This is a genomic window from Pseudoflavonifractor phocaeensis, from assembly GCF_038439875.1.
Lineage (GTDB): Bacteria > Bacillota > Clostridia > Oscillospirales > Oscillospiraceae > Vermiculatibacterium.
The window spans coordinates 334027-360884 of sequence record NZ_JBCDMT010000001.1; the positions used below are offsets into that span (position 1 = coordinate 334027).

Consider the following 26858-nt stretch of genomic DNA (forward strand, 5'->3'; position numbering starts at 1 on the left):
GGAGGGAACCGCCATGACGGAGATCATTTTCAAGCCGACGCTCCACAGCTTCGACACCTGCAAGGCCTTCGCGTCGGAATTCCAGCTGGGCGAGGGGGATTTGATCCTCACCAACGCCTACATCTACGAGCCCTACTTCGGCCAGATGGGCCTGAAGGTCCACACCATCTATCAGGAAAAATACGGCTCCGGCGAGCCCACCGACGTAATGGTGGACGCTATCCTGGCCGACGCCGCCAAGACCGGCTGTAAGCGCATCATCGCCATCGGCGGCGGCACCGTCATCGACATCGCCAAGGTGCTGGCCGTCTCCGACGGCGAGGGGGTGGACGCCCTCTACGACGCGGCCCCCGACCTGACAAAGCACCGGGAGCTGGTCATCATCCCCACCACCTGCGGCACGGGCAGCGAGGTGACCAACATCGCCATCATGGCCCGCACCCGCCTGGGCACCAAGCTGGGCCTGGTGGGCCCCGCCATGTACGCCGACCACGCCGTGCTTATCCCCGAGCTGCTGGAGGGCCTGCCCTTCGGGGTTTTCGCCACCAGCTCCATCGACGCCCTGGTCCACGCCGTGGAGTCCTCCCTGTCCCCCAAGGCCACTCCTTATACCAAGCTCTTCGGCTACAAGGCCATCGAGATGATTATCCGGGGCTACCAGACCATCGCCAAGGAGGGCAAAGAGGCCCGGCTCCCCCTGCTGAAGGATTTCCTCATCGCCTCCAACTACGCCGGGCTGGCCTTCGGCACCGCCGGGTGCGCGGCGGTCCACGCCACCAGCTACCCCCTGGGGGGCAAGTACCACGTGGCCCACGGGGAGAGCAACTACGCCATGTTCACCGGGGTGCTGAAGAACTATATGGAGCTCAAGAGTGACGGGGAGATCGCGGTGATGAACGCCTACCTGGCCGGTCTGCTGGGCTGCGGCGTGGACGTAGTGTACGACAAGCTGGAGGAGCTTTTGAACCAAATCCTGCCCAAGAAGCCCCTCCGGGACTACGGCGTCACCGAGGCCGACCTGCCGGAGTTCGCCCACAGCGTCATCGTCAGTCAGGGGCGGCTGATGGCCAACAATTTCGTGCCGCTGGATGAGGAGCGGGTCCTCAAAATCTACAAGGAACTCTACTAAACGAAAAAAGCCCGTGGGACACACTCCCACGGGCCTTTTTCCATTTTTTACGGCTTCTCCTCCCGGAAGGTGAAGACCTCCTCCACCGTCAGGCCGAAGACCTGGGCGATGTCCATAGCCAGCTTCAAAGAGGGGTTGTAAAGCCCCTTCTCCAGCCGCCCGATGGTCTCCCGCCGGACCCCCACCAGGGCGGCCAGCTCCATCTGGTCCATATTCCGCTCTGCCCGCAATTCTTTGATCCTCGTCTCCAGCATATCAGCGGCCGAACCTTTCATAGAGGAGGAAGAGGACGTCCCTGCCCAGGCACACGGCGGAGAAGAGGAGGACCACCGCCTCCCGGGTGAGGGTGAGGGCGGCGCCGGGCCGCAGGGTGAGCACGAGCGCGCCCATAGCCAGGAAAAAGCAGGTGAAAAGGGCGGCGTTGGCCTTCCTGTCGTTCTCCTCGGCCCTCTCATCCCCCTTCTCCGTCCAAAAGCCTAAAGTAGTGACTACGGTCACCGCCACGATTCCCAGTAGAAGGGCCATGACGGCAATCCGAAGGGGGAGGGGCAGGTTCCGGACGGGGAAGAAAAAGGCGCACAGCTGGGCCAGCAGGACCAGGGTCCAGCACAGGGCCCCAATCTGGCGGTTGCGGGTAAGGCTGAGCAGGGGACGGGTCATAGAAAAGCTCCTCTCAAAAGTGATGTATTTGTCTCTTGGTGTGTGATAAATATATCACGTATTGATTGGCCTGTCAACAGGGAAAACATAAAAAAACGGCCCGCGGAATCATTCCGCGGGCCGCTTTTTATTTAGTCGAAAATGTCCATGCCCTTGACCGGGATGATGCCCAGCATCTCGTCCATGGCCCGGCGGAGGGCGTCCTCGTCGCAGTTGATGATGCAGTCGTAGATCTTCTTGTGGGTGTCGTCGTCTCCGAAGGGGGGGAGCCCCGCCTCTTTCCGGCGGCGGGTGCGGCCGCTTACCAGCTGGTTGATGTGACCCCGGATAAGCTGCTGGACCATAAAGTAGATGTCCTTGTAGAGCCTGTTATGGCTCATTTTGACGACCTTATAGTGGAAGTTGAAGTCGGCGTCCACCGCCAGCTCCAGGGCCTCCTCGTTGTCCGGGCCCAGCTCGAAGTAATTGAGATTCAGCTCGTAATAGTGGTCCAGGGCCTCCTTCAGCTCCGCCTTTTCCTGCTCGGAGGCGGTGTGAGCGGCCAGACGCATGCACTCATACTCCAGGAGGTTGCGCAGCTGCTGGATGTCGTGATATTGGTCGGCGCCCTCGTAGAAGATGGAAATTTCGCTGAGGACGGGCTTGAGGGAAAAAGAGCAGACAAAGGAACCCTCCCCAACCCGGGTCTCAATGATGCCCAGGGTGCTGAGCTTTTGGAGGGCCATGCGGACACTGAGACGGTTGACCCCGAAGGTCTCGGCAAACTCAGCCTCGGAAGGGAGCCTGTCCCCGGCCTTCCAGATGCCGTCGGCAATATCCTGCTTAATGGAATCGCATACCTGATCCACGATGGATACCCTGCTGATTTTCATTTTGCGCCCGGCAGGGCGTTTTTGCTGTTCTTGTTCCATTTTTGTCACCTAATTGCTTCAGAAGTTCTGATATTGATTTTAGTATAGCCGATATCTGGCAAGATGTCACTAGTTTTCCCAATATTTTCTTGTGACAAATAATACCGTCCTGCCCGGACGCTGAGATCCCTTCCGGAACGAGAAACAGGATCGAGGGCCGTGGCAGGGAGAAAAATGGCCCGGACAAAGGGATCAGATTTTGCGGAACGTGTCCTGAAAATATGGTGCGGAGGGTGATTTTGCAGGAGGTAACAAGGATGCCGGATTATCGCAGGATGGAATTTATAAAGTGATTGGAAGTTCCAGGATTCAAAAAATATGGGATTTATTAGGATGCACAATGTGCAAAACGCCTAAAAAATTTGTAGAAAAACAGTGAAATTATGCATTGACCGACGATATCAAGATGTTTATTATATAGATAGCGAACAACCTATTAAGCGAAGCGGATGCAAGGCGATAAACGAACAGAACGGCAAGGACTGTTTCGGAGCTCGTTTCAAATGGAGGGAGACAAGGCTGTGAAAATTACCAGTGTGGACATCATCAAAACCTTTGCAACCCCTTCCCAGGCCGCCGAGGTGGCCGTGGGGAATGTGCCCTGGCACCCGGTCTGTGTGAGGATCAACACCGACGAGGGGATCAGCGGCTACGGTGAGATCGGCGTGGCTTACGGCAACGCCCAGCAGGCCGGGTTCGGCATGGGCGTGGATTTCGCCAAATGCATCATCGGCATGGACCCGCTGGACAGCGAGGCCATCTGGAACAAGCTCCACCGCATGACCTTCTGGGGCATGGGCAACGGCGGGGTCATCATGGCGGGCATCAGCGGCATCGACATCGCACTGTGGGACATCAAGGGCAAGGTTTTCAACGCCCCGGTCTACAAGCTGATGGGGGGAAAGACCAATTCCAAGCTCCGGGCCTATGCCAGCCAGCTCCAGTTCGACTGGGGCAAGGTCTCCCACTCCCTGGTGGAGCCGGAGGAGTACGCCCAGGCGGCCCGAAAGGCCATGGCCGACGGCTTCACCGCCGTCAAGGTGGACCCCATCGGCTTTGACCCCCACGGCGTGTGGATGGGCTGGAGCAGCCGGGGGATTCTCCAGAAGGAGCAGCTCAAGCTGGCGGTGGCCCGGGTGGCCGCCATGCGGGAGGCCGGGCCGGACCTGGACATCATCATCGAGCTCCACGCCCTCACCGACACCACCACCGCCGTCCAGCTGGGACGGGAGCTGGCCGAGCTGGGGTGCTTCTATTATGAGGAGCCCACCCAGCCCTTGGACGCCGAGCTCTTCAAGGAGATCAACGCCAAGGTGCCCATCCCCCTGGCCACCGGCGAGCGGGTGTATACCCGCTGGGGCTACCGGCCCTTCCTGGAGGACCGCTCCATCGCCATCATCCAGCCCGACCTGTGCAACACCGGCGGCCTGACGGAGGGCAAGAAAATCTGCGATATGGCCCACGTATACGACATCGGGGTCCAGGTCCATATCTGCGGCGGCCCCATCTCCACCGCCGCCGCCCTCCAGCTGGAGGCGGTCATCCCCAACTTCGTCATCCACGAGCTGCACGCCAGCGCGCTCATCCAGGACAATATCGACCTTTGCAAATACGACTATGTGACCAAGGACGGATATTTTGAGGTCCCGGAGCGGCCGGGTATCGGGCAGGAGCTGACAGAGGAAGCCATTGCCAACAGTGAGGTGGTCACCGTTCAGTAATACAATACAGCGCGGACACAGCGCGGAAAAAGGTGAACGAATGGAAACCAGGAGCCTGAAGATCAAGCGGGAGACGCTCAACGACAAGGTGGAACAGAAGCTGCGCCAGCTGTTGATGAACGGCACGTGGGAGCCGGGAGAACGCCTGCCCACGGAGGCGGAGCTGGCGGAGATGTTCGGCGTCAGCCGCCTGACCGTCCGCATGGCCCTTCAAAAGCTCAGCGCCAACGGCCTGGTGACCATCCGGGCGGGGGACGGGACCTTCGCCAAAAAGTTTTCTCTCCACTCCTACCTGGACGCCGTCAGCGACCTCTATGTGACGGACGAGATGCTGGAGGACGTGTGCGAGTTCAGAAAGCTGCTGGAGATCGAGTGCGCCCGGCTGGCCTGCCGGTACGCGGGAGAGGAAGACTTCCAGGCGATGCAGAAAGCCTGTGACAACTATTTGGAGGTCATCCGTGAGGGAGGCGTTCCGGAGGGAGAGGTCCTGCGGCGGCGGGTGCAGATAGATCTGGATTTCCATTACAGCCTGTGCCGGGCCGCCCACAACAGCATGTATACCCTGGCCTTCAACGCCGCCCAGGGGGCCGTGGCCAAGCACCTGGAGATGATCATTCCCTCCCGTATCCGGGCCAATCCGGAACAGGACTACGTGCCCGACGGAAGGACCTTCCACCAGTACATCCTGGACACCATCAAGCAGGGGGACGCCCAGGCCTGCTGCAACGCCTATCTGATGCACATCGACCACCACGTCAGCGGCGAGGAGTACGGCAGGCAGATGCAGAACCTAAAAAATTTACAGCGTCCATAACAGGCGTGAGCCTGATGATTTGGAAAATTGTTTGAGGAGGAACTATTTATGAAAATCACGAGCGTAGACGTATTTAAACTCAACGGCCGCCCCAGCGTCGCGGGGACTCCCTGGCACCCCATCTGTGTGCGCATCAACACCGACGAGGGCATCTCCGGCTTCGGCGAGGCCGGCCTGTGCTACGGCAATACCAACCGCGCGGCTTATAGCTGCTGCGTGGACTTCGGCGAGCTCATCATCGGCATGGACCCCATGAACATCGAGGCCGTCTGGAACAAGCTCCACCGCATGACCTTCTGGGGCATGGGCGGCGGCGGCGTCATCTTTGCCGCCATCAGCGCCATCGATATCGCCCTGTGGGATATCAAGGGCAAGAAGCTGGGCGTGCCCGTCTACCAACTGCTGGGCGGCAAGACCAACAGCAAGCTGCGCGCCTACGCCAGCCAGATTCAGTTCGACTGGGGCAAGGAGTGCCACAGCCTGTCCAAGCCGGAGGAGTACGCCGAGGCCGCCCGCAAGGCTATGGCCGAGGGCTATACCGCCGTCAAGGTCGACCCCGTGGGCTTTGATCCCGACGGCAGATGGATGCCCGACGGCTGGGACAGCCGCGGTCTGTTCCAGTATGAGCAGCTCAAGCTGGCCGTGGACCGCGTGGCGGCCATCCGGGAGGCCGGCGGGCCGGGGCTGGACATCATCATTGAGCTCCACGCCCTCACCGACCGGAACACCGCCATCCAGCTGGGCCGGGAGCTGGAGAAGTACCGCTGCTTCTACTACGAGGAGGCCACTCAGCCCCTCAACCACACCCTGTTCAAGCAGATCGGCGACAACGTGGATATCCCCATGGCCACCGGCGAGCGGGTGTACAGCCGTTGGGGCTACCGTCCCTTCTTCGAGCAGAACTCCCTGGGCATCATCCAGCCCGACCTGTGCAACTGCGGCGGCCTGAGCGAGGGCAAGAAGATCTGCGATATGGCCCATACCTATGACGTGGGCGTCCAGATCCACATCTGCGGCGGCCCCATCTCCACCGCCGCCGCCCTCCAGCTGGAAGCCGTCATCCCCAACTTCGTCATTCACGAGCATCACGAGGCCGCCGTGCTCCAGGAGAACATCGACCTGTGCAAGTGGGACTATCAGCCCGTCAACGGCTACTTCGAGGTCCCCGAGCGCCCGGGCATCGGCCAGGAGCTCACCGACAAGGCTATGGCCGAGGCCGTGGAGAAGATCACCATTACCACCAATCCTTACGCGTAAGCGTGAACTGAGAAGTGGGAGAGATACCATTATGAAGAAGAGAACGCTTGCAATGCTCCTGGCCTGTACGATGATGCTGTCCCTTGTCCTGACCGGCTGCGGCAGTGGAAAGGATAAAGGCGGCAACGGCGGCGGTGGCGGAAGCAATACCGCTGTCACCGAGGACGGCCGGGACGCCGACGGCAATATTGTAGACCGGACCGCCTACGCTGTTTCCTTGGGTGCCCAGTGGTTTACTGACGAGGATCTGGAGATTTGGGAGCACATTCAGGACAAGTCCGACAACCCCGATAAAATCGTGTGGCGTCAGGGCTTGGTCAACCGTTCCATGGATGAGGCCCCCACCCTGCGGGGCGACAAACGCTTCTTTATTGAGCTGAAAAAGGCGCTGGGCGACCGCATCGAGTTCCAGTTCTATTTCAACAGCACCCTGGGCGGCACCGCCGATCAGATTTTGGGCGGCCTGCAGGCCAAGAGCTTTGAGGGGTACAGCTACAACGTGGGCGCTTTTTATGAGTATACCAAAGCCTTTACGCCCCTGGACATTGGCTTCCTGATTCCGGACCTGGAGGCCGGCATCGCGGTCTGCGCCCCCGGCAGTGAGGCCCGTGACCTGATGGTCCAGCGCTGCATCGACGACTGCGGTCTGCGCGTGCTCATGATGGGCGCCATCGGGATGCGCCACATCACCGACGATAAGCGGCCCATCGAGACCTTGGAGGACATGAAGGGCCTGAAAATCCGGGTGCAGAACAACAACCTGCATATGGCCATGTTCGAGGCGCTGGGCTGCTCCCCCACCCCCATCGCCTTCTCCGAACTGTTCACTGCCCTCCAGCAGAAGACCGTGGACGGCCAGGAGAACCCTATCTCCAATATTTTTGAGCAGAACTACGTGGAGGTCCAGAAGTACATGACGCTGTCCAACCACCTCTACACCGCGGCGGCTACCGTGGTCAATGAGGAGTGGTATCAGAGCCTGCCCCAGGATGTGCGCGATATCATCGACGACGCCTGCGTCGTGGCCCAGGAGCAGTCCGGCAAGGACCTGCTCAACTGCGAGGCCGCTATGCTGGACTACATGAAGAGTGCCGGCATGCAGGTCAACGAGCTGACCCCTGAGGCCCAGGAAGAATTCAAGAACCGGGCCATGTCCATGTGGGATGAGGCCGGCGGCGTAATGGGCGAGGATTACTGGAACTCCGTCCGCACCGCCATTGAAGATGTTGTCAGTAAGATGTAACGATGTGCTTAGAAATTCGGTGAAGGGGAGCGGGCTTCCCGTTGCCGGAAGAAAGAGGTGCGATATGAAAAAGAGAACACTTGCAATGCTTCTGGCCTGTACCATGATGCTCTCCGTTGCCCTGACCGGCTGCGGCGGGGGCGGAGGGAAGGACAATAAGGGCGGTGGAAGCGGGGCCGCAGTGACGGAGGACGGCCGGGATGCCGACGGCAATATCGTAGACCTGACGGCCTTCGCTGTCTCCTTGGGCTCCCAGTGGTTTACCGACGAGGATCTGGAGATTTGGGACCACATCCAGGACAAGTCCGAAAACCCCGACAAGGTTGTCCTGCGCTATGCCTGCGTGAACCGCTCCTGTGATGAGTCCCCCTCTCTGCGGGGCGATAAGCGCTTCTTCATCGAGCTGAAAAAGGCCATGGGTGACCGGGTGGAGATTCAGCTTTTCTTTAACAGCACCCTGGGCGGCACCGCCGACCAGATTCTGGGCGGTCTGCAGGCCAAGAACTTTGAGATTGCCTCTTACAACGTGGGCGCTTACTTCGAGTATACCAAGGCCTTCACCCCCCTGGACGTTGGCTTCCTGGTCCCCGATCTGGAGGCCGGAATCGCCGTCTGCGCCGAGGGCAGCCCCGCCCGTGACCTGATGATTCAGAAGTGTCTGGACGATACCGGGCTTCTGGTGCTGAACATGGGCGCCATCGGCATGCGCCACATTACCAACGACAAGCGGCCCATCACGACCCTGGACGATATGAAAGGCCTGAAGATCCGGGTGCAGAACAACAACCTGCATATGGCCATGTTCGAGGCCCTGGGCTGTTCTCCTACCCCTATCGCCTTCTCCGAGTTGTTTACAGCCCTCCAGCAGAAGACCGTGGACGGCCAGGAGAACCCTGTTTCCAATATCTTTGAGCAGAACTACGTGGAAGTCCAGAAGTACATGACCCTGACGAATCACCTGTATACCGCCGGTGCCACGGCTATGAACTACGAGTTTTATCAGAGCCTTCCCGCGGACATGCAGCAGGCCATCCAGGATGCCGCCGCCAAGTCCCAGGAGCAGTCCGGCAAGGACCTCATCAACTGTGAGGAGCAGATGCTGGATTACCTGGCCAGCGCGGGCTTTGAAATCACTGAGCTGACCCCCGAGTCCCAGGAGGCTTTCAAGGAAAAGGCCATGACCATGTGGGATCAGGCCGGCGGCGTGATGGGCCAGGAGTACTGGGATTCCGTCCGCACCGCCATCGAGGGCGTCGTCAGCGGTATGTAATTTCCCCGAGAGAGCATTGAAACGGCTGGGCCGGGTCTGGCGTGTCTGACCTGCTGGACCTGGCTGCCGTTGGAGGAGGTAGCGTATGAAGAAAGTGCTGAACAATTTCGAAGTGTACATCGGCACGGTGTGTTCCCTGGCCATGGTGTGCATCCTGTTTGCCAACGTCATCGGGCGCTATGTGCTGAGCAATTCCATCAAGTGGGCGGAAGAGGTCTGCCTGATGCTGTTCATCCTGTCCATCTACTTCGGCGCTGCGGGCGCCGTCCGCACCCGGCAGCACCTGCGGCTGGACATCCTGATTTCCCGCTTCAAGCCGAAGGGCCGCATGATTTTGGAAATCATCGACAACTGCATTTTTATGGCCTTTAACGGCATCATGCTTTTCGGCATCATGCCCCTGGTCATGCAGCTTTATAACAACGGCACCGCCGCGGCGGTCACCGGCATCCCGAAATTCGCCATCTATATCTGGCTGCCCATTTTGTTCATTGTCATGGTCATCCGCCTCATTCAGGACTGTATCCAGCGGGTGAAGGATTACCAGGACGACCCCACCGGCGAGAAGAAAGCGGCGGCCGAGCTGGCCGCCATGCAGGCCATGCTGGTGGAAGAGACCGACGGAAAGGAAGGTGAGTGAGTATGGCAATCGCAGTATTGGCGTTGGTAGCCGTCGTGCTCCTGGCCATCGGCGTACCGGTAGGCATTGCTCTTGGCTTCGGCATGATTGCCACGGTCATCGGCGGCTTCAACATCACTTCCCTATCCTTCATCGCCCAGCAGATGTACTCGGGCTTTGAGTCCCTCCCCCTGGTGGCCATCCCCTGCTTCATGCTGGCGGGCTCCCTGATGGAGACGGGCGGGTTGTCCAAGCGGCTGGTCAACGTGGCCAACAAGCTCATCGGCCACACCACCGGCGGCCTGGGCACCGCCACCGTGGTGGCCTGTATGTTCTTCGGCGCCATCTCCGGCTCCGGCCCGGCCACTACCGCCGCCATGGGCGGTATCCTGATTCCCTACATGGTGAAGGCCAAGTATGACCGCACCTACGCCACCGGCCTGTCCGCCGTGGCCGGCGGCCTGGGCATCATCGTGCCCCCCAGCATCCCGCTGGTGGTCTACGGTGTCGCCACCAACACCTCCATCGGCGACCTGTTCCTGGCGGGCCTTGGCCCCGCCTTGGTGGTGGGCGCTCTGCTCATTCTCACCAACCTTGTCATCTCCCACAAGCAGGGCTATCACGGCCAGGGCGCCTTCAGCTGGCGTGAGCTGGGCAAGGCCCTGTGGGACGCCAAGTGGGCGCTGTTCCTGCCCGTCATCATCCTGGGCGGCATCTACGGCGGCGTGTTCACCCCCACCGAGGCGGCCGTGGTCGCCATCTTCTACAGCCTGTTCGTGGGCCTGTTCATCTACAAAGAGCTGAAGTTCGCGGACATCTGGAAGATCTTCTACAAGAACACCACCTTCGTGGGCGGCATCATGCTCACCTTCGCCCCCGCGGCCGCCCTGGGCGGCGTGCTGGCCCTGATGGGCGTGCCCGGAGCGCTGAGCAGCTTCCTGTTCTCCCTGACGGACAACAAGATCGTGGTCCTGCTCATCGTCAACGTGTTCCTGGTCTTCGTGGGCATGGTGATGGACACCACCTCCGCAAACATCATCTTCTCGCCCATCCTGCTCCAGGCCTTGAAACCCTTCGGCGTGGACCCCATCCACTTCGGCCTCATCATGACCATCAACCTGGCCATCGGCTTCGTCACCCCGCCCGTGGCCGGCAACCTGTTCGTGGCTTCCGGCATGACGGGCATCCCCATGGAGAAGATCGCCAAGAAGGCCATGCCGCTTATCATAGCAATGTTCGTGGCGCTGTTGGTCGTCACGTATATCCCACAGGTATCCCTCGGGATATTGACGCTATTCCGATGAATGTTTCCTTCCCCTGAGCAGTAGTTTTACAGAGGGCGGGCCGAGCGTGTCGGCCCGCCCTCCGCTTGTTTTGGGAGGTGAAAAGTTGGAAACGGAACTGGCAATTTTACAAGAGCAGATGGTCAGCTTTTTCACGCTGCTGGTCATCGGCTACGCCTTCGCGCGGACCAAACTGGTGAAGGACGAGGTGATCGACGCCGTCCCATCCCTCATCATGCGGCTGGTGCTGCCCGCCATGCTGCTGGCCAAGTTGCCCGTGGCGGGGACTCCAGAGCAGCTCCTGCACATGGGCTGGGTCCTGCTGGCCATCGTGCTCATGTTCGGCGTCCACATGCTCTTTGCGTTTCTGTCGGGAAAGGCCATGGGGCTGAAACAGCCCACCCTCAACGTCCACCTGGCGGTGTGCGGCCTGCCCAACAGCGCCTTCGTGGGCTACCCGCTGCTCTTTATCCTTTTCCCGGACGACACCGCCCTCTTCATGGCCACCTACATGATTATGGATACGGTGATGCTCTTCGGCGTAGCCCCCATCCTGCTCAACCCGGCGGGGCGGGGAGAGAAGCGGGACTGGAAGGTGCTGGCCTCTCCCACCAACGTCTGTATGGTAATCGCCATGGCCATGCTCCTGCTGGGGCTCAAGTTCCCGGCTCCCATCCAGGCCACCCTGGCGGGAATCGGGGATATGAGCAAGCCCCTGGGGCTCTTCTACATTGGGGCGGACATCGCCCGGCGGGGGGCGGCAAAGCTCTTGAAGCGCTGGCAGCTCTATGGGATGCTGCCGGTAAAGCTGGTGCTGGCCCCCATCTGCGTCTTCTGGCTCATCCACTGGCTGCTGCCCGTCGACGACATGCACATCATGATGGTGGGCATCATGGCCATGCTACCGTCCATGATTACGGTGTGCATCCAGGCCAAGGAGTACGGCACGGACGCGGAGTACGCCTCCGGCGGGCTGCTGGTCACCACCGTGGCCAGCATGTTCACCATGCCGCTGGTGATGGGCTGGATGGTGCGCTGGCTGGGGTGACCCCCGTAAAAAAGGAAAAGCAGGACGCCCGGGACTTTCGTCTCGGGCGTCCTGCTTTTAGAAGAGAGATGTGGGAGGCAATTTTATTTGACCGTAATCACCTTGGAACTGCGGATGGTCTCCTCGGTGACCTCGTTGCCGATGCCGGGCAGGTCGGGGACCTCAAAATAGCCGTTCTTGGGCTGATAATCGTAGGTGCACATGTCGATGTTTTCCTTGAGGAGGGCGTTGTGGTGCTGCTCATGGATGAGGAAGTTGGGGATGACCGCCTCCAGCTGGAGGGCCGCCGCGGTGGAGATGGGGCCGCCACAGATGTGGATTTGCACCCCTACGTCATACACATGGGCCATGTCGCAGATTTTCTTGCCCTCACTCAGGCCGCCGCAGTTGCACAGGTCGGGCTGGATGACCGACAGGGAGCGGTTCTCGAAGAAGGGACGGTAGCCCCAACGGCTGTAAATGCGCTCGCCTGCGGCCAGGGGGATGGAGATATTCTGGGCGATGACGGCGAAGAGGTCCGGGTTCAAGGGCTGGGTGGGCTCCTCGTAATAGAAGCAGTTGAGGGGCTCCAGCCGCTTGCCCAGCTGGATGGCGGAGTTGGTGTCGGTGAGGGCGTGGAGCTCGATGATGATGCCCAGGTCGGGCCCGCCGGCCTCCCGGATGGCGGCCACCCGCTGGTAGGCCACGTCCAGCATCTCGTCGGTGAGGAGGCCCCTGGTGTTCCAGCTCTTTTCCATCCACACGGCGTTTTTGTTAAAGCCCACGGGGTCCACCTTCACGCAGTCGTAGCCGTCGGCCATGGCGTCCCGGGCGGCCTGGGCGTAGTCGGCGGGGTCGGCCAGGGAGACGGCCTCGGGGCCCCAGCCGGTCTGGATCTGGCTGGCGTAGGCCCGCAGCCTGGTGTTCATCTTGCCGCCCAGCAGCTCGTGGACGGGTGCGTTCAGCTTCTTGCCCTTGATGTCCCAGCAGGCGATGTCGATGGCGCTGATGGCGGACATGACGATGGTGCCGCCGCCCATGCCCCAGAAGGTGTCCCGGTGGAGCCGGTTCCAAATCTCCTCGGTGTGGGTGGGGTCCATGCCGATAATGTACTTGGCGAAGTCTGCGATCATGCCGGCGGCGGCGTCGGGGCCGGAGCTGTAAGCCACGCCGGCCTCGCCGTAGCCGCAGATGCCCGCGTCGGTGTTGATGCGGACAAAGACGGGGGACCAGGCGACCACGATGCCTTCGGCGGGGGGATTGGTGCGGATCACGTCAACGCTGGTGATTTTCATAGTTTTCCTCCTTTTCACTGGGCGGGTATATGGACCTGGGAAAAGCCGGGGCAGGGGAAGGGATCACTCGATGACCTGATAGAGGAGGGCCCTGTCGATGGCCTCCTGAAGGAACTCATTGCCGATACCGGGGAGGTCGGGGACGGTGAAGAAGCCGCCCTCAGGCTGGAGGTTGTATTTGGTCAGCCCCAGGCAGGTATCCATGCGGTTGCAGGTGTGGTGCTCATGGATGATGAAGTTGGGGATGGTGCACTCCACATGGAGGGCCGCGTTGGTGGCCAGGGGGCTGCCCGCCACATGGACCTGGACGCCCGCGTCAAAGGCGTGGGCCATGTCGCAGATCTTCTTCACCTCGCTGATGCCGCCGCAGTTGCCGATGTCCGGCTGGGCCAGCTGGAGGAGGTTCTTTTTGAAATAGTCGGCGTACTGCCAGCGGGAGTAGAGCCGCTCGCCGTTGGCGATGGGGATGCTGGTGTATTTGGCAATGTACTCCATGGTCTGGGTGGAGGGAGTGTTGGGCTCCTCAAAGGCCAGGACATGGTACTTCTCCGCCAGATTGGCCAGTTGGACGGCGCCCAGGGCGTCGGGGTAGGAGTGGTTCTCCATGATGATGTCCACCTCGTCCCCGGCGGCCTCCCGGGCGGCTTTCATGCGCCCTTCCACCATCTTGAGCTGTCTGGGGGTGAGGAAGCCGGTGGTGTCCAGGAAGTCCAGAGGCTTGCCCTCCTCGTCCCGGTCGAAGAAGTCGATCTTCACGGCGTCAAAGCCCTCGGCCACAGCCAGCCGCACATTGTTGGCGTAGTCCTCGTCGGTGACCGCCCACACATGGTCGCTGACCCCCACCTGGCCCCAGCCGAACTGGAGCTGGCTGGCATAGGTGCGCAGCTTGTCGCGGACCTTGCCGCCCAAAAGCTGATAGCAGGGCACGCCGAAGTGCTTGCCCTTGATGTCCCAGAGGGCCACGTCGATGGCGGCGATGCCTGAGAAGACCACCGGGCCGCCGTTCTGGCCCCAGAAGGTCTTTTTGTACATGGTCTCCCAAATAAGCTCGGTCTGGAGAGGGTCCATGCCGATGATGAGCCCGGCCAGGTCGCAGACCATGCCGAAGGCGGCGGTGCCGCCCACGCCGTAGGCCATCCCGGCCTCGCCGTCCCCCCGAAGGCCGCTGTCGGTGTGGATGCGGCAGCCGATGGGGCTGTTTTGCTTGTTGTTGGCGGTGGGCAGGCGGAATACCTCTACTTTAGTGATCTTCATACGCACCACGCTCCTGACTATTATTGAACGAGTTGATTAGTTGTTCGCTATGTAGATATTGTACGAGTGCGGGAGGGAAAAGTCAACGCATTTCCGCAAGTTTGGAGAAAGCGGAAAAACGGGTGGGCCCATTTTGTGAAAAAAGTCAATGGGACGGGGAAAGGGCCGGGAACAGACGGGAAAACCGGCCTTTTCTTTTTCAGGGACGTATGGTATAATTCCTTCGACTGGTTCCCCACCCAGTCCAACCGGTAGGGAGAATGCCGTCCGGGGGCGCTTGCGCCATGCCCCCGGGGAAAGGGACCCCTGCCGCTGTGCGCGGCGCGCGTACTCTAAACAAAAAATGGAGGTATTTTTTCATGCGCAGATTTTCCGTCAAAGACCTGACCCTGGCGGCCATGGTGGCCGCCCTCTACGCCGTGATGGGCTACTTCGGCAACATCTTCGGCCTCACCTTCAACGTGGTGCAGGTCCGCTTCGCGGAGGCCCTCACCGTCCTGCCCTTCCTCTTCCCGGCCACGGCGCCGGGGCTGGCGGTGGGCTGTCTCATCACCAACCTGCTCTCCCCCTACGGCCCGGTGGATATTGTCTTCGGCACCCTGGCCACCGCCGTGGCGGCCTGGCTGACCATGAAGATGCCCAAGTGGTATCTGGCGGCGGTGCCCCCCATCCTGGTGAACATGGTGGTGCTGTGTCCCATGTGGGCCTGGGCCGAGACAGGGACAATCAACGCCGCCTTTTGGGCGGCCTGCGGCTTTAACGCCGTCACCTTTGTCATTGGGGAGGCCCTGGCCTGCTACGTGCTGGGGACCATCCTGCTCAAGCTTCTGCCCCGGGTGAAATTCCTGCGGGGCGCTATCCCGGAACGGCGGCTGCCCGCCGTGTAAGTTTGTTTCGACCGTAAGGAGGCTGACACCCATGAAAGTGCGCAAGGCCGTCATCCCCGCCGCCGGGCTGGGGACCCGGATGCTCCCCGCCACCAAGACCGTGCCCAAGGAGATGCTTCCCCTGGTGGACAAGCCCGTGCTCCAGTACATCGTGGAGGAGGCGGTAGCCGCGGGGATCGAGGACATCCTCATCGTCACCAACCGGGCCAAGTCGGCCATGGACGACTACTTCGACTACTACCCCGAGCTGGAGCGCCGGCTGGAAGAGGGGGGCAAGGAGAAGGAGCTGGAGGAGGTCAGGCGGGCCGCCGACCTGGCCAACGTCTTCTACGTCCGCCAGAAGGAGACCAAGGGCCTGGGCCACGCCATTTGGCGGGCCAAGCGCTTCGTGGGGGACGAGCCCTTCGCCGTGCTGCTGGGGGACGACATCATGAGGGCCAAGACCCCGGTCATCGGCCAGCTCATCGCCGCCGCCGAGAAGTACGACGCCTCCGCCGTGGGGGTGCAGCAGGTGGCCACCGAGGCCATCTCCAAGTATTCCTCCGTGAAGATCTCCCCCCTGGAGGAGCGGGTCTTCGCCGTCTCCGACATGAACGAGAAGCCCACGGTGGAGGAGATGTTCTCCAACTACGCCATCCTGGGCCGCTACGTGCTGAAATCTGGCATTTTCGACATTCTGGAGCACCAGGCCCCCGGCTACGGCGGGGAGATCCAGCTCACCGACGGCCTCAAGACCCTGTGCGGCCTGGACAAGATGGTGGCGGTGGATTTTGAGGGCCGCCGCTACGACACCGGCAATCTAAAGGGCTTCCTGGAGGCCACCCTGGACTTTGCCCTGGACCACCCGGAGACGGGGGAGTGGCTGAAGCAGTTCATCCTGGACAAGGCCGGGTCGCTGTGAGCGGGGGCGTGAAAAGGCGCATTCTGCCCCTCCTGTGCGCCGGAGCTCTATGCTTCATCCTGGCCGGGTGCGACCACGACGGCAGCTATGACGACGTATCCGCCCTGGGCGGCTCGGCCAACAGCTATTCCGCCGTCAGCTTTGTCCAGACCACCGTCAACGGCGTCCGCTCCGGCAGCGTGGGCAAGCTGTCCGGGACCTATGAGCTGTGGAACTGCCGGTCCCAGGGCGGGGAACAGGCCGCGCTGACCTACACCTTCGAGGTGACCAACGGAAAGGCCAAGCTGGTTTTTGCCGACCCTGAGGGGAACGCGGAGACCCTGGTGGAGTGCTCCGCCGGGGACGGACCGGTCCAGGGCACCGTGACCCTGGACCTGCCGGAGGGCAAAAGCCGGATCAAGCTGGCGGGGGCGGAGGACGCCGCCGCCTCCTGGACCCTGGAGATCGACCGGGGCACCTGGAGCGATTCCTGAACATTGAAAAAGCCCCCTGATGTAGGAAATCTACATCAGGGGGCTTTCGTATGTATTGTGAGGTCCGCCTGTCACAGCCCGAAGAGGGAGAGCAGGCCATAGTAACCGAAGGCCACCAGGCAGAAGGAGAGGACCATGGGGAGGGTTTTGCGGATGAGGGCGCCCAGAGAAATGCCGTAGTCCTCGGCGCACACCGCCAGGCACACGTGGACGGGTGAGACCTGCATGGCGGCGTAGGCCATGCACATCAGCAGGACGAAGAGGGGCAGGCCGCCGGGGCCCAGGGGCAGGGTGGCCATGGCCATGGGCATGCACAGCACGATGATGGCCTGGGAGCCGCTGACGATGCTGCCGAAGAAGAAAATGAGGGCGAACACCAGGAAGGTGGGGATAGGCAGGGAGGAGAAGAAGCCGGGCAGGGCGGCGATGACCCCGGTAGCGGCCAGCACCTCCTTAAAGACCATGATGAGGAGGGTGGAGACCATCAGCTTGGCCTCGAAGGCGGAGGCGAAGAAGGGCTTCAGCTCGGCCCACTTGAACTTCCCCACCAGGGCGTTGAGGACGATGCAGATGAGGACGGAGAGGTAGACCGGGATGTTGAAGGCCACGATGAGGACCACCGTAAAGGCGATGGTCCACAGGGATTTGCCGAAGAGCTTCCAATAGAAGGCCTTGGGTTCCTGGGCGGTAAACCCGGCGTCCTTGGGCAGCTTCCGCAGATAGAAGAGCCAGCCCATGGCCATCAAGGCGGCCATCATGGGGAGCATGGCCAGAGTGAAGGCGGGCACGGAGACCCGCCCCTCGGACAGGCCGATGGCGATGAGGATGGCGGTGTAGGTGGGGAAGAAGAGCTCGGAGACGTGGCGGTAGTAGGAGGTGACGCAGGCCTGCTCCTCCACCTTGAGATAGCCGTCGGTACTCTCCCGCACGATGTCGCCGCAGATGAGCACGGTGCCCACCGCGGGCAGCATCCCCAGCAGGGTGGGGGCCACCGACGCGTCGACGCGCCGGCTGTTGAAGAGGCCGTCCAGGGCGTCCTTGGCGTCGGAGAGGCAGTGGCGCTTTTCCAGCATCCGCTGGAGGAAGGTGATGAGGTAGAGCACCAGCAGCAGTTGGATGGTGTCCCAGCTGAGGGCGCCCTCCACCACCGCCCGGCCCACCGTCTGGGCGGGCATCCAGTAGAGGAGCCAGGTGGCCAGGGTGGCGGCGATCACCGCCACGGACAGGGGCTTTTTCAGCCACATCACCGCGATGATGACGAGAAATACTGCCAGCAATTTCAAAAGATCCATATTCATCCACTCCGTATCAAGGTGTGCCAGACCGCCGGACAATTAAGATGCTTAATTGTGATTGTACCAGAAACGACGCGTTGTGTAAATATACCAGTGAAAAAATGAATCACTCAACTTTTTCAGAGTAAGCGCCGCGGGAAAGAAAAGACAGCCTCTCCCAGCCCGAGGCGGGGAGAGGCTGTCTTGGGAGAAGATCGGAGAAAGGCGGGAGCGGGGATCGAAGAGGGGGAGGTTACTGGATGACGACCTTGCGGGCGGCGGCCATGGCTTCCTCGCTCATCTCCTGGCCGATGCCGGGCAGCTCGGGGACGGTGTAGAAGCCGTCCTTGGGCTCGTAGAAGTACTTCCCGGCCTTCCTGAACTTGGAGGTCAGGTTGGCGTTGTGCTCCTCATGGATGACGAAGTTGGGGATGACGGTCTCCACCTGGAGGGCGGCGGCGGTGGCGATGGGGCCGCCGCAGACATGGATCTGGACGCCCACGTCGTAGACCTGGGCCATGTCGCAGATCTTCTTGGTCTCGGTGATGCCGCCGGTGTTGCACAGGTCGGGCTGGATCACGTCCAGGGTCCGGTCCTCGAAGAACTGGCGGAAGCCCCAGCGGGTGTAGCTGCGCTCGCCGGTGGCCAGAGGCAGGGTGCAGCGCTGCTTGATGTGCTTGAAGACAGAGGGGTTGCAGGGCATGGTGGGCTCCTCGTAGTACATGATGCGGTAGGGCTCCAAAGCCTTGCCCAGGATGGCGGCGGTGTTGGCGTCCAGCAGGGAGTGGATTTCCACGATGATGTCCAGGTCGTCCCCGCCCGCCTCACGGGCGGCGGCGATGCGCTCCACCGAGCGCTTCAGGTCGTGCTCTCGGTAGCAGCCCCGGATCTGGTTGCCCTGGGTGCCCATGAGCTGGGGGAAGGGCCTGGGCTCCAGGGGGGCGAAGACGGGATCGATCTTGACGGCGTCATAGCCCTCGCCCATGGCCTCTTTCACCACGTCGTAATAATCCTGGGGATCATACAGCAGGTCCAGGGAGTCGTTTTTCTGGATCAGGTCCCGCCAGCCGAACTGGAGCTGGGAGGCGTAGGCCCGCAGCTTGTCGTTGGTCTTGCCGCCCAGCAGCTTGTAGACAGGCAGGCCCAGGGCCTTGCCCTTGATGTCCCAGCAGGCGGTGTCGATGGCCGCCATGGCGGAGGTGACCACCACGCCCCCGCCCATGCCCCAGAAGGTGTGGCGGTGGAGATGCTCCCAGATCTCCTCGGTGTTGAAGGGGTCCATACCGAGGATGAGCTTGGCAAAATCCTGGCACTGGCCGAAGGCGGCCTCCCAGCAGTTGCCGTAGGCGAGGCCCGCCTCGCCGAAGCCGCTGATGCCCTCGTCGGTGTTGACCTTGACGGTGATAAAATCGCCCAGGTAACATTCCACACTGGTAATTTTCATGTAAGCTCGCTTCCTTTCAAACCATAGCTCCGGCATCCGCCGGAGGACTTTTTACTGGATGACGACCTTCTTGGCGGTGGCCATGGCCTCCTCGCTCATCTCCTGGCCGATGCCGGGCAGCTCGGGGACGGTGTAGAAGCCGTCCACCGGGTGGTGATAGTACTTGCCGGCCTTCTTGAACACTTCCAGCAGGTTGGCGTTGTGCTCCTCATGGATGACGAAGTTGGGGATGGCCGCCTCCACCTGGAGGGCGGCGGCGGTGGCGATGGGGCCGCCGCAGACGTGGATCTGGACACCCACGTCATAGACCTGGGCCATATCGCAGATCTTCTTAGTCTCGGTGATGCCGCCGGTGTTGGCCAGGTCGGGCTGGATCACGTCCAGGGTCCGGTCCTCGAAGAACTGCCGGAAGCCCCAGCGGGTATAGCTGCGCTCGCCGGTGGCGAGAGGCAGGGAGCAGCGGCTCTTGATGTGGTTAAAGACGCCGGGGTTGCAGGGCATGGTGGGTTCCTCATAGTACATGATGCGGTAGGGTTCCAGGGCTTTGCCCAGGATGGCGGCGGTGTTGGCGTCCAGCAGGGAGTGGATCTCCACGATGATGTCCATGTCGTCCCCGCCCGCCTCACGGGCGGCGGCGATGCGCTCCACCGAGCGCTTCAGATCGTGCTCCCGGTAGCAGCCCCGGACCTGGTTGCCCTGGGTGGCAAAGACCTCGGGCATGGGCCGGCGGTCCAGGGGGGCGAAGACGGGGTCGATCTTGACGGCGTCGTAGCCCTCGCTTACGGCGTCCTTTACCACGTCGTAGTACTCCTGGGGATCGTACAGCAGGTCCAGCGCGTCATTTTTCTCGATGATCTTCCGCCAGCCGAACTGGAGCTGGGAGGCATAGGCCCGCAGCTTCTTGTTGGTCTTGCCGCCGATGAGCTTGTAGACGGGCAGGTTCAGGGCCTTGCCCTTGATGTCCCAGCAGGCGGTGTCGATGGCGGCCATGGCGGAGGTGACCACCACCCCGCCGCCCATGCCCCAGAAGGTGTGGCGGTGGAGGTGTTCCCAGATCTTCTCCGTGTCGAAGGGGTCCATGCCGATGACCAGCTTGGCGAAATCCTGGCACTGGCCCCAGGCCGCCTCAGAACACTTGCCGTAGGCCAGGCCTGCCTCGCCGAAGCCGCTGATACCCTCGTCGGTGTTGACTTTGACGGTGACAAAGCCGCCCAGGCCGCCCGCGGCCAGATAACATTCTACGCTCGTAATTTTCATGTTCTCGCTCCTTTCATTTTCAGGGGATGGATCGGGGGTCAGGGCTGAGTCTCGACGGGCTCCTCGTCCCCGGCCCAAATGGAGGTGTGGATCTCGATATTGCCCTTTCTGCCCCGGAGGATGCCGATGACGGCCAGGATCACGATGGCGGCCACGTTGGCGGCGGCCAGCCCCGGGTTCATGGACAGGCAGGACTTCCACAGGGTGATGACGAAGCCGGCCATGGAGGCGCAGCAGATGAAGTAGTAAAGGCCGTTGGGGATGTGGAAGCGGGACTTCTGCCAGGCCTGGGGATACAGCTTGGGCAGCTTGATGTAGGCGATGAAGTTGAGGAAGGCGAAACAGGCGCCGATGAGCTGCACCATGTTGGTGATGACGGTGATGGACAGCCCAAAGACGATGGGGATCAGGCCCACGAGGTACATGAAGGTGAGGATCCAGGTGCGGGCGCCCTTGTTGTTGCGCTTGCCGAAGGCCACGGGCAGCCAGCCGTCGTCGCAGGACTGGCCGATGGTGATGGCGTTATAGGCGAAGGAGGAGTTCAGGGTGGACAGCAGGGCCATAATGGGGCCGCCGATGATGAAGACGTAGAACAGGGCGGTGGGGAAGATGCGCTGGGCGGCAAAGACCAGGGTGGTGGAGTTGCCGTACTCCTCCACACTCATGACGCCCACGCCGGCCATGGCCACGCCCACGTAGAGGACGATGAGGGTGGGGACGGCCAGCAGCAGAACGATAGGGATGTCCCGGCGGGCGTTCTTGGAGTCGCCGCCGTAGGCGGTGGTCATGTAGTAGCCCTGGCAGGAGTACACGAACAGCAGCACTGCGCCGGTGAAGCCGCCGGAAATCTGGTTGTTCTCGAAGGTGATGCCCCAGCCGTTGATGAGGAAGTTGGGGTCGGAGAAGTCAAAGATGGGCAGTTTCATCTTGGCGATGCCGAAGACGGCGAAGAGGATCAGGGCGGCGATGAGCAGCCAGGTCATCAGCTTTTGGGCCTTGGCCATGATGTCGATGCCCATGAGGTTGACCACATAGAAGAAGGTCAGCAGGGCGGCGCCCACGATGACGCGGGGCACGTTGCCGCCCAGGGCGGGGATGACGTCGCCCAGATAGGCGGCGGCGGAGGCGCCGAACAGGGACAGGGACAGGCATTGGGTCAGATAGGAGAAGGCGTAGATGCCGGCAATGTTGGGCCCGGCCAGGCCGCAGAGCATGGAGTAGTTGCCGCCGCCCATGCGCACGGTGGAGGAGACGAAGACGGTGGGCAGAACCATGATAAAGCCCATGATGATGGCGACGAAGTAGGCCAGCCACGCGGAGTAGCCGGTCATCTTGATGGCGGGGACGATCAGGGTGATGACGCCGGCGCCGATGACCTGGCCGATGGCGAGGGCGTAGAGTTCGGGCTTGCCGAGGATGCCAGGCTTCGGCTCAGGTTCACGGATGACCTTGATTGCCATGGGGAGACCTCCTTATGATCTCTTTTTATGGATGCTTTGCTCTCTCTGGTCCGTGCTTTATTCCACGGTGACTTTGACGTCGACGCCTTCGGTCATGGCGTATTCGGAGATCTCGCAGCCCAGGCCGGGCCCTTCGGGTACCTTGAACCTGCCGTTCACCGGCTGCCAGTCCACGGTGCACAGGCGCTTGTTGTACTCCTCCAGGTTGATCTGGTGATGCTCGTGGATGACGAAGTTGGGGATGACGGCCTCCAGCTGGAGGGCGGCGGAGGTGGACAGGGGAGAGGCGCAGACGTGGGCCTGGACGGAGACGTCATAGACATAGGCCATGTCGCAGATCTTCTTGCCCTCGGTCAGACCGCCGCAGTTGCCCAGGTCGGGCTGGATGACCTGGATGGCCATCTCCTCGAAATAGGGGGCGTACTGCCAGCGGGAGTAGACCCGCTCACCGTGGGAGATGGGCATGTTGAGCTTATCGGAAATGAACTTGGCCGTCTTGACGTTGGGGGTGTTGGGCTCCTCGAAGTAGAAGATGTTGTATTTCTCCAGGGCCCGGCCCAGCTGGACGGCGGATTGGGCGTCGGGGAAGGAGTGGTTCTCCATGATGATGTCCACGCCCGGGCCGATGGCCTCCCGGCAGGCGGCCACCCGGTCCTCCACCACCTTGACGTAGTAGGGGGAAAGCAGGCGGGTCTGAACCTCACCGGCCATGGGCTCGCCCTTTTCGGCGTTGCCGGGGCCGTTCCAGACCGTACCGTCCACGTCGTAGTTGAAGAAGTCCAGCTTCACGCAGTCGTAGCCCTCGGCCACGGCGATGCGGCAGTTCTCGGCGTACTCCTCGGGCTTGCAGCACTTGTGGTTGGTGCCGGGGCCCCAGCCGTAGGTGAGCTGGCTGGCGTAGGTGCGCAGGTTGTCCCGGCGCTTGCCGCCCAGCAGCTTGTAAATGGGCACGTTGAAGGCCTTGCCCTTGATGTCCCACAGGGCGATGTCCAGGGCGGAGATCCCGGCGAAGACCACCGGGCCGCCGTTCTGACCCCAGAAGGTGCACTTGTAGAGCTTATCCCAGATGACTTCGTTGTCCAGCGGGTCCATGCCGATGATGAGAGCGGCCAGATCCTTGATCATGCCGAACGCCGCGGGGGCGGCCACGCCGTAGGCCAGAGCGGCCTCGCCGTCTCCGTAGATCCCCTCGTCGGTGTAGACCCGGCAGAGGATGGGACGCCAGCCGGGCTTTTCCACGGGAGCTTTCTGCAGGAAAACGTCTACCTTCGTGATCTTCATGCCAATTTCCTCCTTAATAATATGATGAATGGGTTTGGCCGCTGTTTTGATCCTCCCGCCGCCGGGGCGGGGGGCGATGGGGAAGAGAGCTTGCCCCGCGCACCGGAGCCGGCGTGGTCTGCCTCAGGAGCGTATCAGAGGAGGGATAAGCTAGCGATTCATTTCTATGCGCGGTTTGTCCACAAAAGACCTGACTGGGGCGGAGGTCTTTTTTCTTTGGGGCAGGACCGGCGGCTATGTATCGCTGGAATGACCTGCCGCCGGTCCCCTCGGCGGCTCCAAAGGCTTTGGCGCACATAGGGCGGCCTGGGCGAAGCTGAGGGAGCGCAAAAGCATGAGGGCGCTGTCCTGCGCGCGTTCATCCAAACTGGAGAAAAAGGCGCATAACGTATCGACTTTTCCCGGATCGCTTCCTTTTTGCGCCATAGCCACAAGTTCCTTTCTTGTGATGTGTTATATACACAATATAATCCTTTGGAAATGAGTTGTCAACACCTCGGTAGACAAAATAATGTGGTATCGGTGTTTTTGCTGTGCTATAATAATCAAAAGAACCCTGTGCTGCCTTCGCGGCCTCCGGTCCATGCCCGAGATTTCGGGCGGCCGCCGGACGGCCCGCCGCGTTCAGGGGCAGTCCGGGGCAAAGGAGGTGATGGGGTTGGACGACCGAATCAAGGCCGTGCGGGAGGCGCTCAAACTTTCACAGCGTGAGTTTGGGGAACGGCTGGGCGTCAGCCGTGATGTGATCAGCAACATCGAATACGGCCGGGTCCAGCCCAAGGAGCTTCTCCTGCGGCATATCCGTGAGCTGTATAAGGTCAACGAGCACTGGCTGAACACAGGCGAGGGAGAGATGTTTGACACTGATCCGGAGGAAGACGGAAAGCTGAAGGAGGCCATCGGCATCTTTCAAACCCTGCGGCCTGAGTTTCAGGATTACGCGCTGGAGCAGATCAAACGGCTGGCGGAGCTGCAGGAGAAAAAGTGACCCGCCCTGGTTCCGGACGGCGGGAGGAAATTCGGCTTTATTCCAAAAATAAAAGAGGGCCGGAAGGGGAATTTCCCTTCCGGCCCTCTTTTGCGGTATGTAGTTACAGTCCCTTTTCCTTCAGATCTTTGACCAGTTCCGTATAGAATTCCCGCACGTCGAAGCCCTCGATATCCTCCCGCATCAGGTCGATCACGTCCCCGTGGGAGATGCCCCGGCGGCCGGGGACCGTGAGGGTCCTCAAATAGTTCCCCCAGCGGGCGGAGCTCTCGGCCACCAGGCCGTCGTTGGCCTCCTTGTCATATTTGTTCACCAGCCGCCAGGTGAAGTCCAGGGGGAAGGCGGCGCTGCGGGGGCTTTTCATGGTTGAGGTGACGCTCTGGTAGAGGACCCCTTCGACGTCGGGCACGCTCTCGTTGAAGCCCAGGCAGGCGTCGTGGGTCAGGTCGTTGACGCCCCCCAGGAAGTCGGGCTGGGCGTCCCCCAGGGCGTGGAAAAGGCCGTTGTAGCGCTTTTCCATCCATCCGATGAGCCACCGGGGCAGGGTCTCCAGCAAATGCTGGGCGAAGATACAGCCCCGGTGGGGGGTGTTGATGGTGGTGAGGGAGGCTACGCGGGGGCCCAGGCCCAGCCTGGAGATGGCATAACGGCTGTCCAGCCCGCCCTTGGAGTGGGCGATGAGGTTCACCTTCTCCGCCCCCGTCTCGGCCAGGACCGCCTCCACCCGGGCCTTCAGCTCCCCGGCGCTCCGGGCCACCGGGGCGGAGGACTGCTGGGAGCCGTAGTAGACCGTGGCCCCGCACTTCTGGAGGGCCTGGGGGATGCGGCCCCAGTAGTTGATATACTGCCAGTCCCGGAAGAAGATGCCGTGGACCAGCACCAGGGGATAGCGGGTGGCGCAGTCCTGGTTCTCGGCGTGGAGGGTCTCCAAGTGCTGGCGGGCCAGGGCGAAGCGGTATTCCGCCCGGGCCAGGGACAGGGCCTTGCCCAGGACAATCAGGTTCACCAGGGGCACCCACCACAAAAAGAGGAGGGCCAGCCGCCAGACGAGCCGCAGGCGGCCGCAGGTGACGAGGACGCGGAAAAAGCCGTTCAAAAGCAGGATGGCGGCCATGGGGAGGAAGAGGAGAAGGCACACGGCGATGTTTGGGAAATCCATCCGCCCGGTGAGCCCCGCCCAAATGAGGCCGGCGGTCTCCAAAAGCAGGACCCAGACGGCGCAGAGGAGGAGCTCATAACCCCCCAGCATGGAGCGCAGACGCAGGGAGAGGGAGGGGTCCCCCTTCCGGGGCCGGATATTGAAGCAGATGAAAAAGACCAGGAGTCCCGCGATGCACAAAAGCCCCCAGGGAAAGGGGAGGGGCCAGACCCGCCCGAAGAGGATAAGGCTGTTGCCCAGCGCCAGCAGGGCTGCCACCCGTAAGACCCGTTTGAAAACTTCCATCATGATCCCTCCCGTTTGGACCATTATAGCAGAAGCGGGGAGAAAAAGGTAGACACGGGACCATATCGGTATTTTTTCCTTGACAAAGGGTCAAAAACATATATAATAATATAGCCTGTCTCAAGACAGAGCTCCTTGCTCCCGGCACGAGGCCGGGGGCCATACGTCCATAAGGAGGTGCAAGAAAAATGGCAAAACTGAGCGCGAATTACGAGGCACTGTATATCATCGATCCCCGCAAGAACGAGGAAGACACCGCCGCCCTGGTGGAGAAGTTCAAGGCCCTGGCCGAGAGCAACGCCACTCAGGTCGAGGTCGACGAGTGGGGCAAGCGTCACCTGGCCTATCCCATCAACGACCAGACCGAGGGCTACTACGTGATGCTGACCTTTACGTCCGCCCCCGCTTTCCCCGCCGAGCTGGACCGTATCTTCCGGATCACGGACGGCGTCATCCGCTCCATCATCGTCTGCAAGGACGAGGACTAAGGGGGAGCTGAGATATGCTCAACCGCATTACCCTCATGGGCCGGCTGGTGGCCGACCCTGAGCTGAGAACCACCCCCAGCGGCGTCACGGTGGCCACCCTTCGTCTGGCCTGTGACCGTGACTTCAAGAACAAGCAGACCGGCGAGAAGGAGACCGACTTCATCAGTGTGGTCGCCTGGCGTCAGACCGCGGAGTTCGTGAGCCGCTACTTCACCAAGGGCCGGATGGCCGTGGTGGAGGGCCGCCTCCAGATCCGCCCCTATACGGACCGGGACGGCAATAAGCGCACCGCCGCCGAGGTGGTGGCTGACAACGTCTATTTCGGCGATTCCAAGCCCGGCGGCGAGGGCGGCGGCTACGCCCCCTCCTCTTTCTCCGCCCCGGCTCAGCAGCCCTCCGGCGGCTATGCCGCTCCCTCCGGAGGCGACCAGTTCGCCGAGCTGGCCGACGACGACGGCGACCTGCCGTTCTGAGAACG

26 protein-coding genes are annotated in these 26858 nt (G+C 61.6%); 15 read left to right on the forward strand and 11 right to left on the reverse strand.

Annotation, left to right across the window (positions count from 1 at the left end):
- Positions 1–13: 13 nt before the first annotated feature.
- Entirely contained in the window at positions 14–1129 is a 1116-nt protein-coding gene (locus AAEU42_RS01680) for a 4-hydroxybutyrate dehydrogenase (protein WP_342231785.1), read from the forward strand.
- Between the two features lie 47 nt (positions 1130–1176).
- On the opposite strand, the gene AAEU42_RS01685 is transcribed toward AAEU42_RS01680, so the two are convergent.
- The 3 genes from AAEU42_RS01685 to AAEU42_RS01695 all read right to left on the reverse strand — a co-directional run bounded on the left by AAEU42_RS01685 (position 1177) and on the right by AAEU42_RS01695 (position 2661).
- Positions 1177–1383 carry a helix-turn-helix transcriptional regulator gene (locus AAEU42_RS01685; protein ID WP_342231786.1) on the reverse strand — a complete coding sequence of 69 codons (207 nt, stop codon included), beginning with the start codon at positions 1381–1383 and terminating at the stop codon, positions 1177–1179.
- 1 nt (position 1384) lies between these two features.
- Entirely contained in the window at positions 1385–1789 is a 405-nt protein-coding gene (locus AAEU42_RS01690) for a hypothetical protein (RefSeq protein ID WP_342231787.1), read from the reverse strand.
- A 131-nt stretch (positions 1790–1920) separates the two neighbouring features.
- Positions 1921–2661, reverse strand: coding sequence for a FadR/GntR family transcriptional regulator (locus tag AAEU42_RS01695; protein WP_342231788.1), 741 nt, complete (start codon positions 2659–2661; stop codon positions 1921–1923).
- Positions 2662–3221: 560 nt separating this feature from the next.
- On the opposite strand from AAEU42_RS01695, the gene AAEU42_RS01700 reads away from it, so the two are divergent.
- From AAEU42_RS01700 to AAEU42_RS01735, 8 genes are all read left to right on the forward strand, one after another.
- Positions 3222–4421 (forward strand): mandelate racemase/muconate lactonizing enzyme family protein, encoded by a 1200-nt coding sequence (locus tag AAEU42_RS01700; RefSeq protein ID WP_342231789.1) that lies wholly within the window; start codon positions 3222–3224, stop codon positions 4419–4421.
- 40 nt (positions 4422–4461) lie between these two features.
- Positions 4462–5235 (forward strand): FadR/GntR family transcriptional regulator, encoded by a 774-nt coding sequence (locus AAEU42_RS01705; protein ID WP_342231790.1) that lies wholly within the window; start codon positions 4462–4464, stop codon positions 5233–5235.
- 48 nt (positions 5236–5283) lie between these two features.
- Positions 5284–6492: a mandelate racemase/muconate lactonizing enzyme family protein gene (locus tag AAEU42_RS01710; RefSeq protein ID WP_342231791.1), complete on the forward strand. Its 1209-nt coding sequence runs from the start codon at positions 5284–5286 to the stop codon at positions 6490–6492.
- Positions 6493–6523: 31 nt separating this feature from the next.
- Positions 6524–7735, forward strand: a complete 1212-nt coding sequence (locus tag AAEU42_RS01715; RefSeq protein ID WP_342231792.1) for a TRAP transporter substrate-binding protein — start codon at positions 6524–6526, stop codon at positions 7733–7735.
- Positions 7736–7799: 64 nt separating this feature from the next.
- Entirely contained in the window at positions 7800–9005 is a 1206-nt protein-coding gene (locus tag AAEU42_RS01720; RefSeq protein ID WP_342231793.1) for a TRAP transporter substrate-binding protein, read from the forward strand.
- An 85-nt stretch (positions 9006–9090) separates the two neighbouring features.
- Positions 9091–9645 carry a TRAP transporter small permease gene (locus AAEU42_RS01725; protein ID WP_342231794.1) on the forward strand — a complete coding sequence of 185 codons (555 nt, stop codon included), beginning with the start codon at positions 9091–9093 and terminating at the stop codon, positions 9643–9645.
- A gap of 2 nt (positions 9646–9647) precedes the next feature.
- On the forward strand, positions 9648–10928 hold the full coding sequence (locus AAEU42_RS01730) for a TRAP transporter large permease (protein ID WP_342231795.1): 1281 nt from the start codon (positions 9648–9650) through the stop codon (positions 10926–10928).
- 85 nt (positions 10929–11013) lie between these two features.
- Positions 11014–11955, forward strand: coding sequence for an AEC family transporter (locus AAEU42_RS01735; protein WP_342231796.1), 942 nt, complete (start codon positions 11014–11016; stop codon positions 11953–11955).
- A gap of 83 nt (positions 11956–12038) precedes the next feature.
- On the opposite strand, the gene AAEU42_RS01740 is transcribed toward AAEU42_RS01735, so the two are convergent.
- Positions 12039–13229, reverse strand: coding sequence for a mandelate racemase/muconate lactonizing enzyme family protein (locus AAEU42_RS01740; protein WP_342231797.1), 1191 nt, complete (start codon positions 13227–13229; stop codon positions 12039–12041).
- Between the two features lie 63 nt (positions 13230–13292).
- Positions 13293–14483, reverse strand: coding sequence for a mandelate racemase/muconate lactonizing enzyme family protein (locus AAEU42_RS01745; protein WP_342231798.1), 1191 nt, complete (start codon positions 14481–14483; stop codon positions 13293–13295).
- 359 nt (positions 14484–14842) lie between these two features.
- Here AAEU42_RS01745 and AAEU42_RS01750 point away from each other — a divergent pair, with 359 nt between their 5' ends.
- The 3 genes from AAEU42_RS01750 to AAEU42_RS01760 are packed head-to-tail and all read left to right on the forward strand — an operon-like array spanning position 14843 to position 16744.
- Entirely contained in the window at positions 14843–15370 is a 528-nt protein-coding gene (locus AAEU42_RS01750) for a QueT transporter family protein (RefSeq protein WP_342231799.1), read from the forward strand.
- A gap of 31 nt (positions 15371–15401) precedes the next feature.
- Positions 15402–16271 (forward strand): UTP--glucose-1-phosphate uridylyltransferase GalU, encoded by an 870-nt coding sequence (gene galU, locus AAEU42_RS01755; protein ID WP_342231800.1) that lies wholly within the window; start codon positions 15402–15404, stop codon positions 16269–16271.
- Between the two features lie 8 nt (positions 16272–16279).
- Complete coding sequence (locus AAEU42_RS01760) at positions 16280–16744, forward strand: hypothetical protein (protein WP_342231801.1); 465 nt, start codon at positions 16280–16282, stop codon at positions 16742–16744.
- Positions 16745–16815: 71 nt separating this feature from the next.
- Here AAEU42_RS01760 and AAEU42_RS01765 read toward each other — a convergent pair whose 3' ends face one another.
- The 5 genes from AAEU42_RS01765 to AAEU42_RS01785 form a co-directional block, all read right to left on the reverse strand.
- The gene (locus AAEU42_RS01765) at positions 16816–18036 is read right to left on the reverse strand and encodes a DUF401 family protein (RefSeq protein ID WP_342231802.1); all 1221 of its coding nucleotides are present in this window, start codon (positions 18034–18036) and stop codon (positions 16816–16818) included.
- A gap of 235 nt (positions 18037–18271) precedes the next feature.
- Complete coding sequence (locus tag AAEU42_RS01770) at positions 18272–19462, reverse strand: mandelate racemase/muconate lactonizing enzyme family protein (protein WP_342231803.1); 1191 nt, start codon at positions 19460–19462, stop codon at positions 18272–18274.
- A 51-nt stretch (positions 19463–19513) separates the two neighbouring features.
- Complete coding sequence (locus AAEU42_RS01775) at positions 19514–20719, reverse strand: mandelate racemase/muconate lactonizing enzyme family protein (RefSeq protein ID WP_342231804.1); 1206 nt, start codon at positions 20717–20719, stop codon at positions 19514–19516.
- 38 nt (positions 20720–20757) lie between these two features.
- Positions 20758–22179, reverse strand: coding sequence for an APC family permease (locus tag AAEU42_RS01780; protein ID WP_342231805.1), 1422 nt, complete (start codon positions 22177–22179; stop codon positions 20758–20760).
- Between the two features lie 57 nt (positions 22180–22236).
- Positions 22237–23460, reverse strand: a complete 1224-nt coding sequence (locus AAEU42_RS01785; RefSeq protein WP_342231806.1) for a mandelate racemase/muconate lactonizing enzyme family protein — start codon at positions 23458–23460, stop codon at positions 22237–22239.
- A gap of 583 nt (positions 23461–24043) precedes the next feature.
- Here AAEU42_RS01785 and AAEU42_RS01790 point away from each other — a divergent pair.
- Positions 24044–24448 carry a helix-turn-helix domain-containing protein gene (locus AAEU42_RS01790; protein ID WP_342231807.1) on the forward strand — a complete coding sequence of 135 codons (405 nt, stop codon included), beginning with the start codon at positions 24044–24046 and terminating at the stop codon, positions 24446–24448.
- Positions 24449–24551: 103 nt separating this feature from the next.
- Here the strand turns inward: AAEU42_RS01790 and AAEU42_RS01795 are convergent, their stop codons facing one another.
- Entirely contained in the window at positions 24552–25892 is a 1341-nt protein-coding gene (locus tag AAEU42_RS01795) for an esterase/lipase family protein (protein ID WP_342231808.1), read from the reverse strand.
- 188 nt (positions 25893–26080) lie between these two features.
- Here AAEU42_RS01795 and rpsF point away from each other — a divergent pair, with 188 nt between their 5' ends.
- Positions 26081–26380: a 30S ribosomal protein S6 gene (gene rpsF, locus AAEU42_RS01800; protein ID WP_342231809.1), complete on the forward strand. Its 300-nt coding sequence runs from the start codon at positions 26081–26083 to the stop codon at positions 26378–26380.
- A 14-nt stretch (positions 26381–26394) separates the two neighbouring features.
- Entirely contained in the window at positions 26395–26853 is a 459-nt protein-coding gene (locus tag AAEU42_RS01805; RefSeq protein ID WP_342231810.1) for a single-stranded DNA-binding protein, read from the forward strand.
- Positions 26854–26858: the final 5 nt, after the last annotated feature.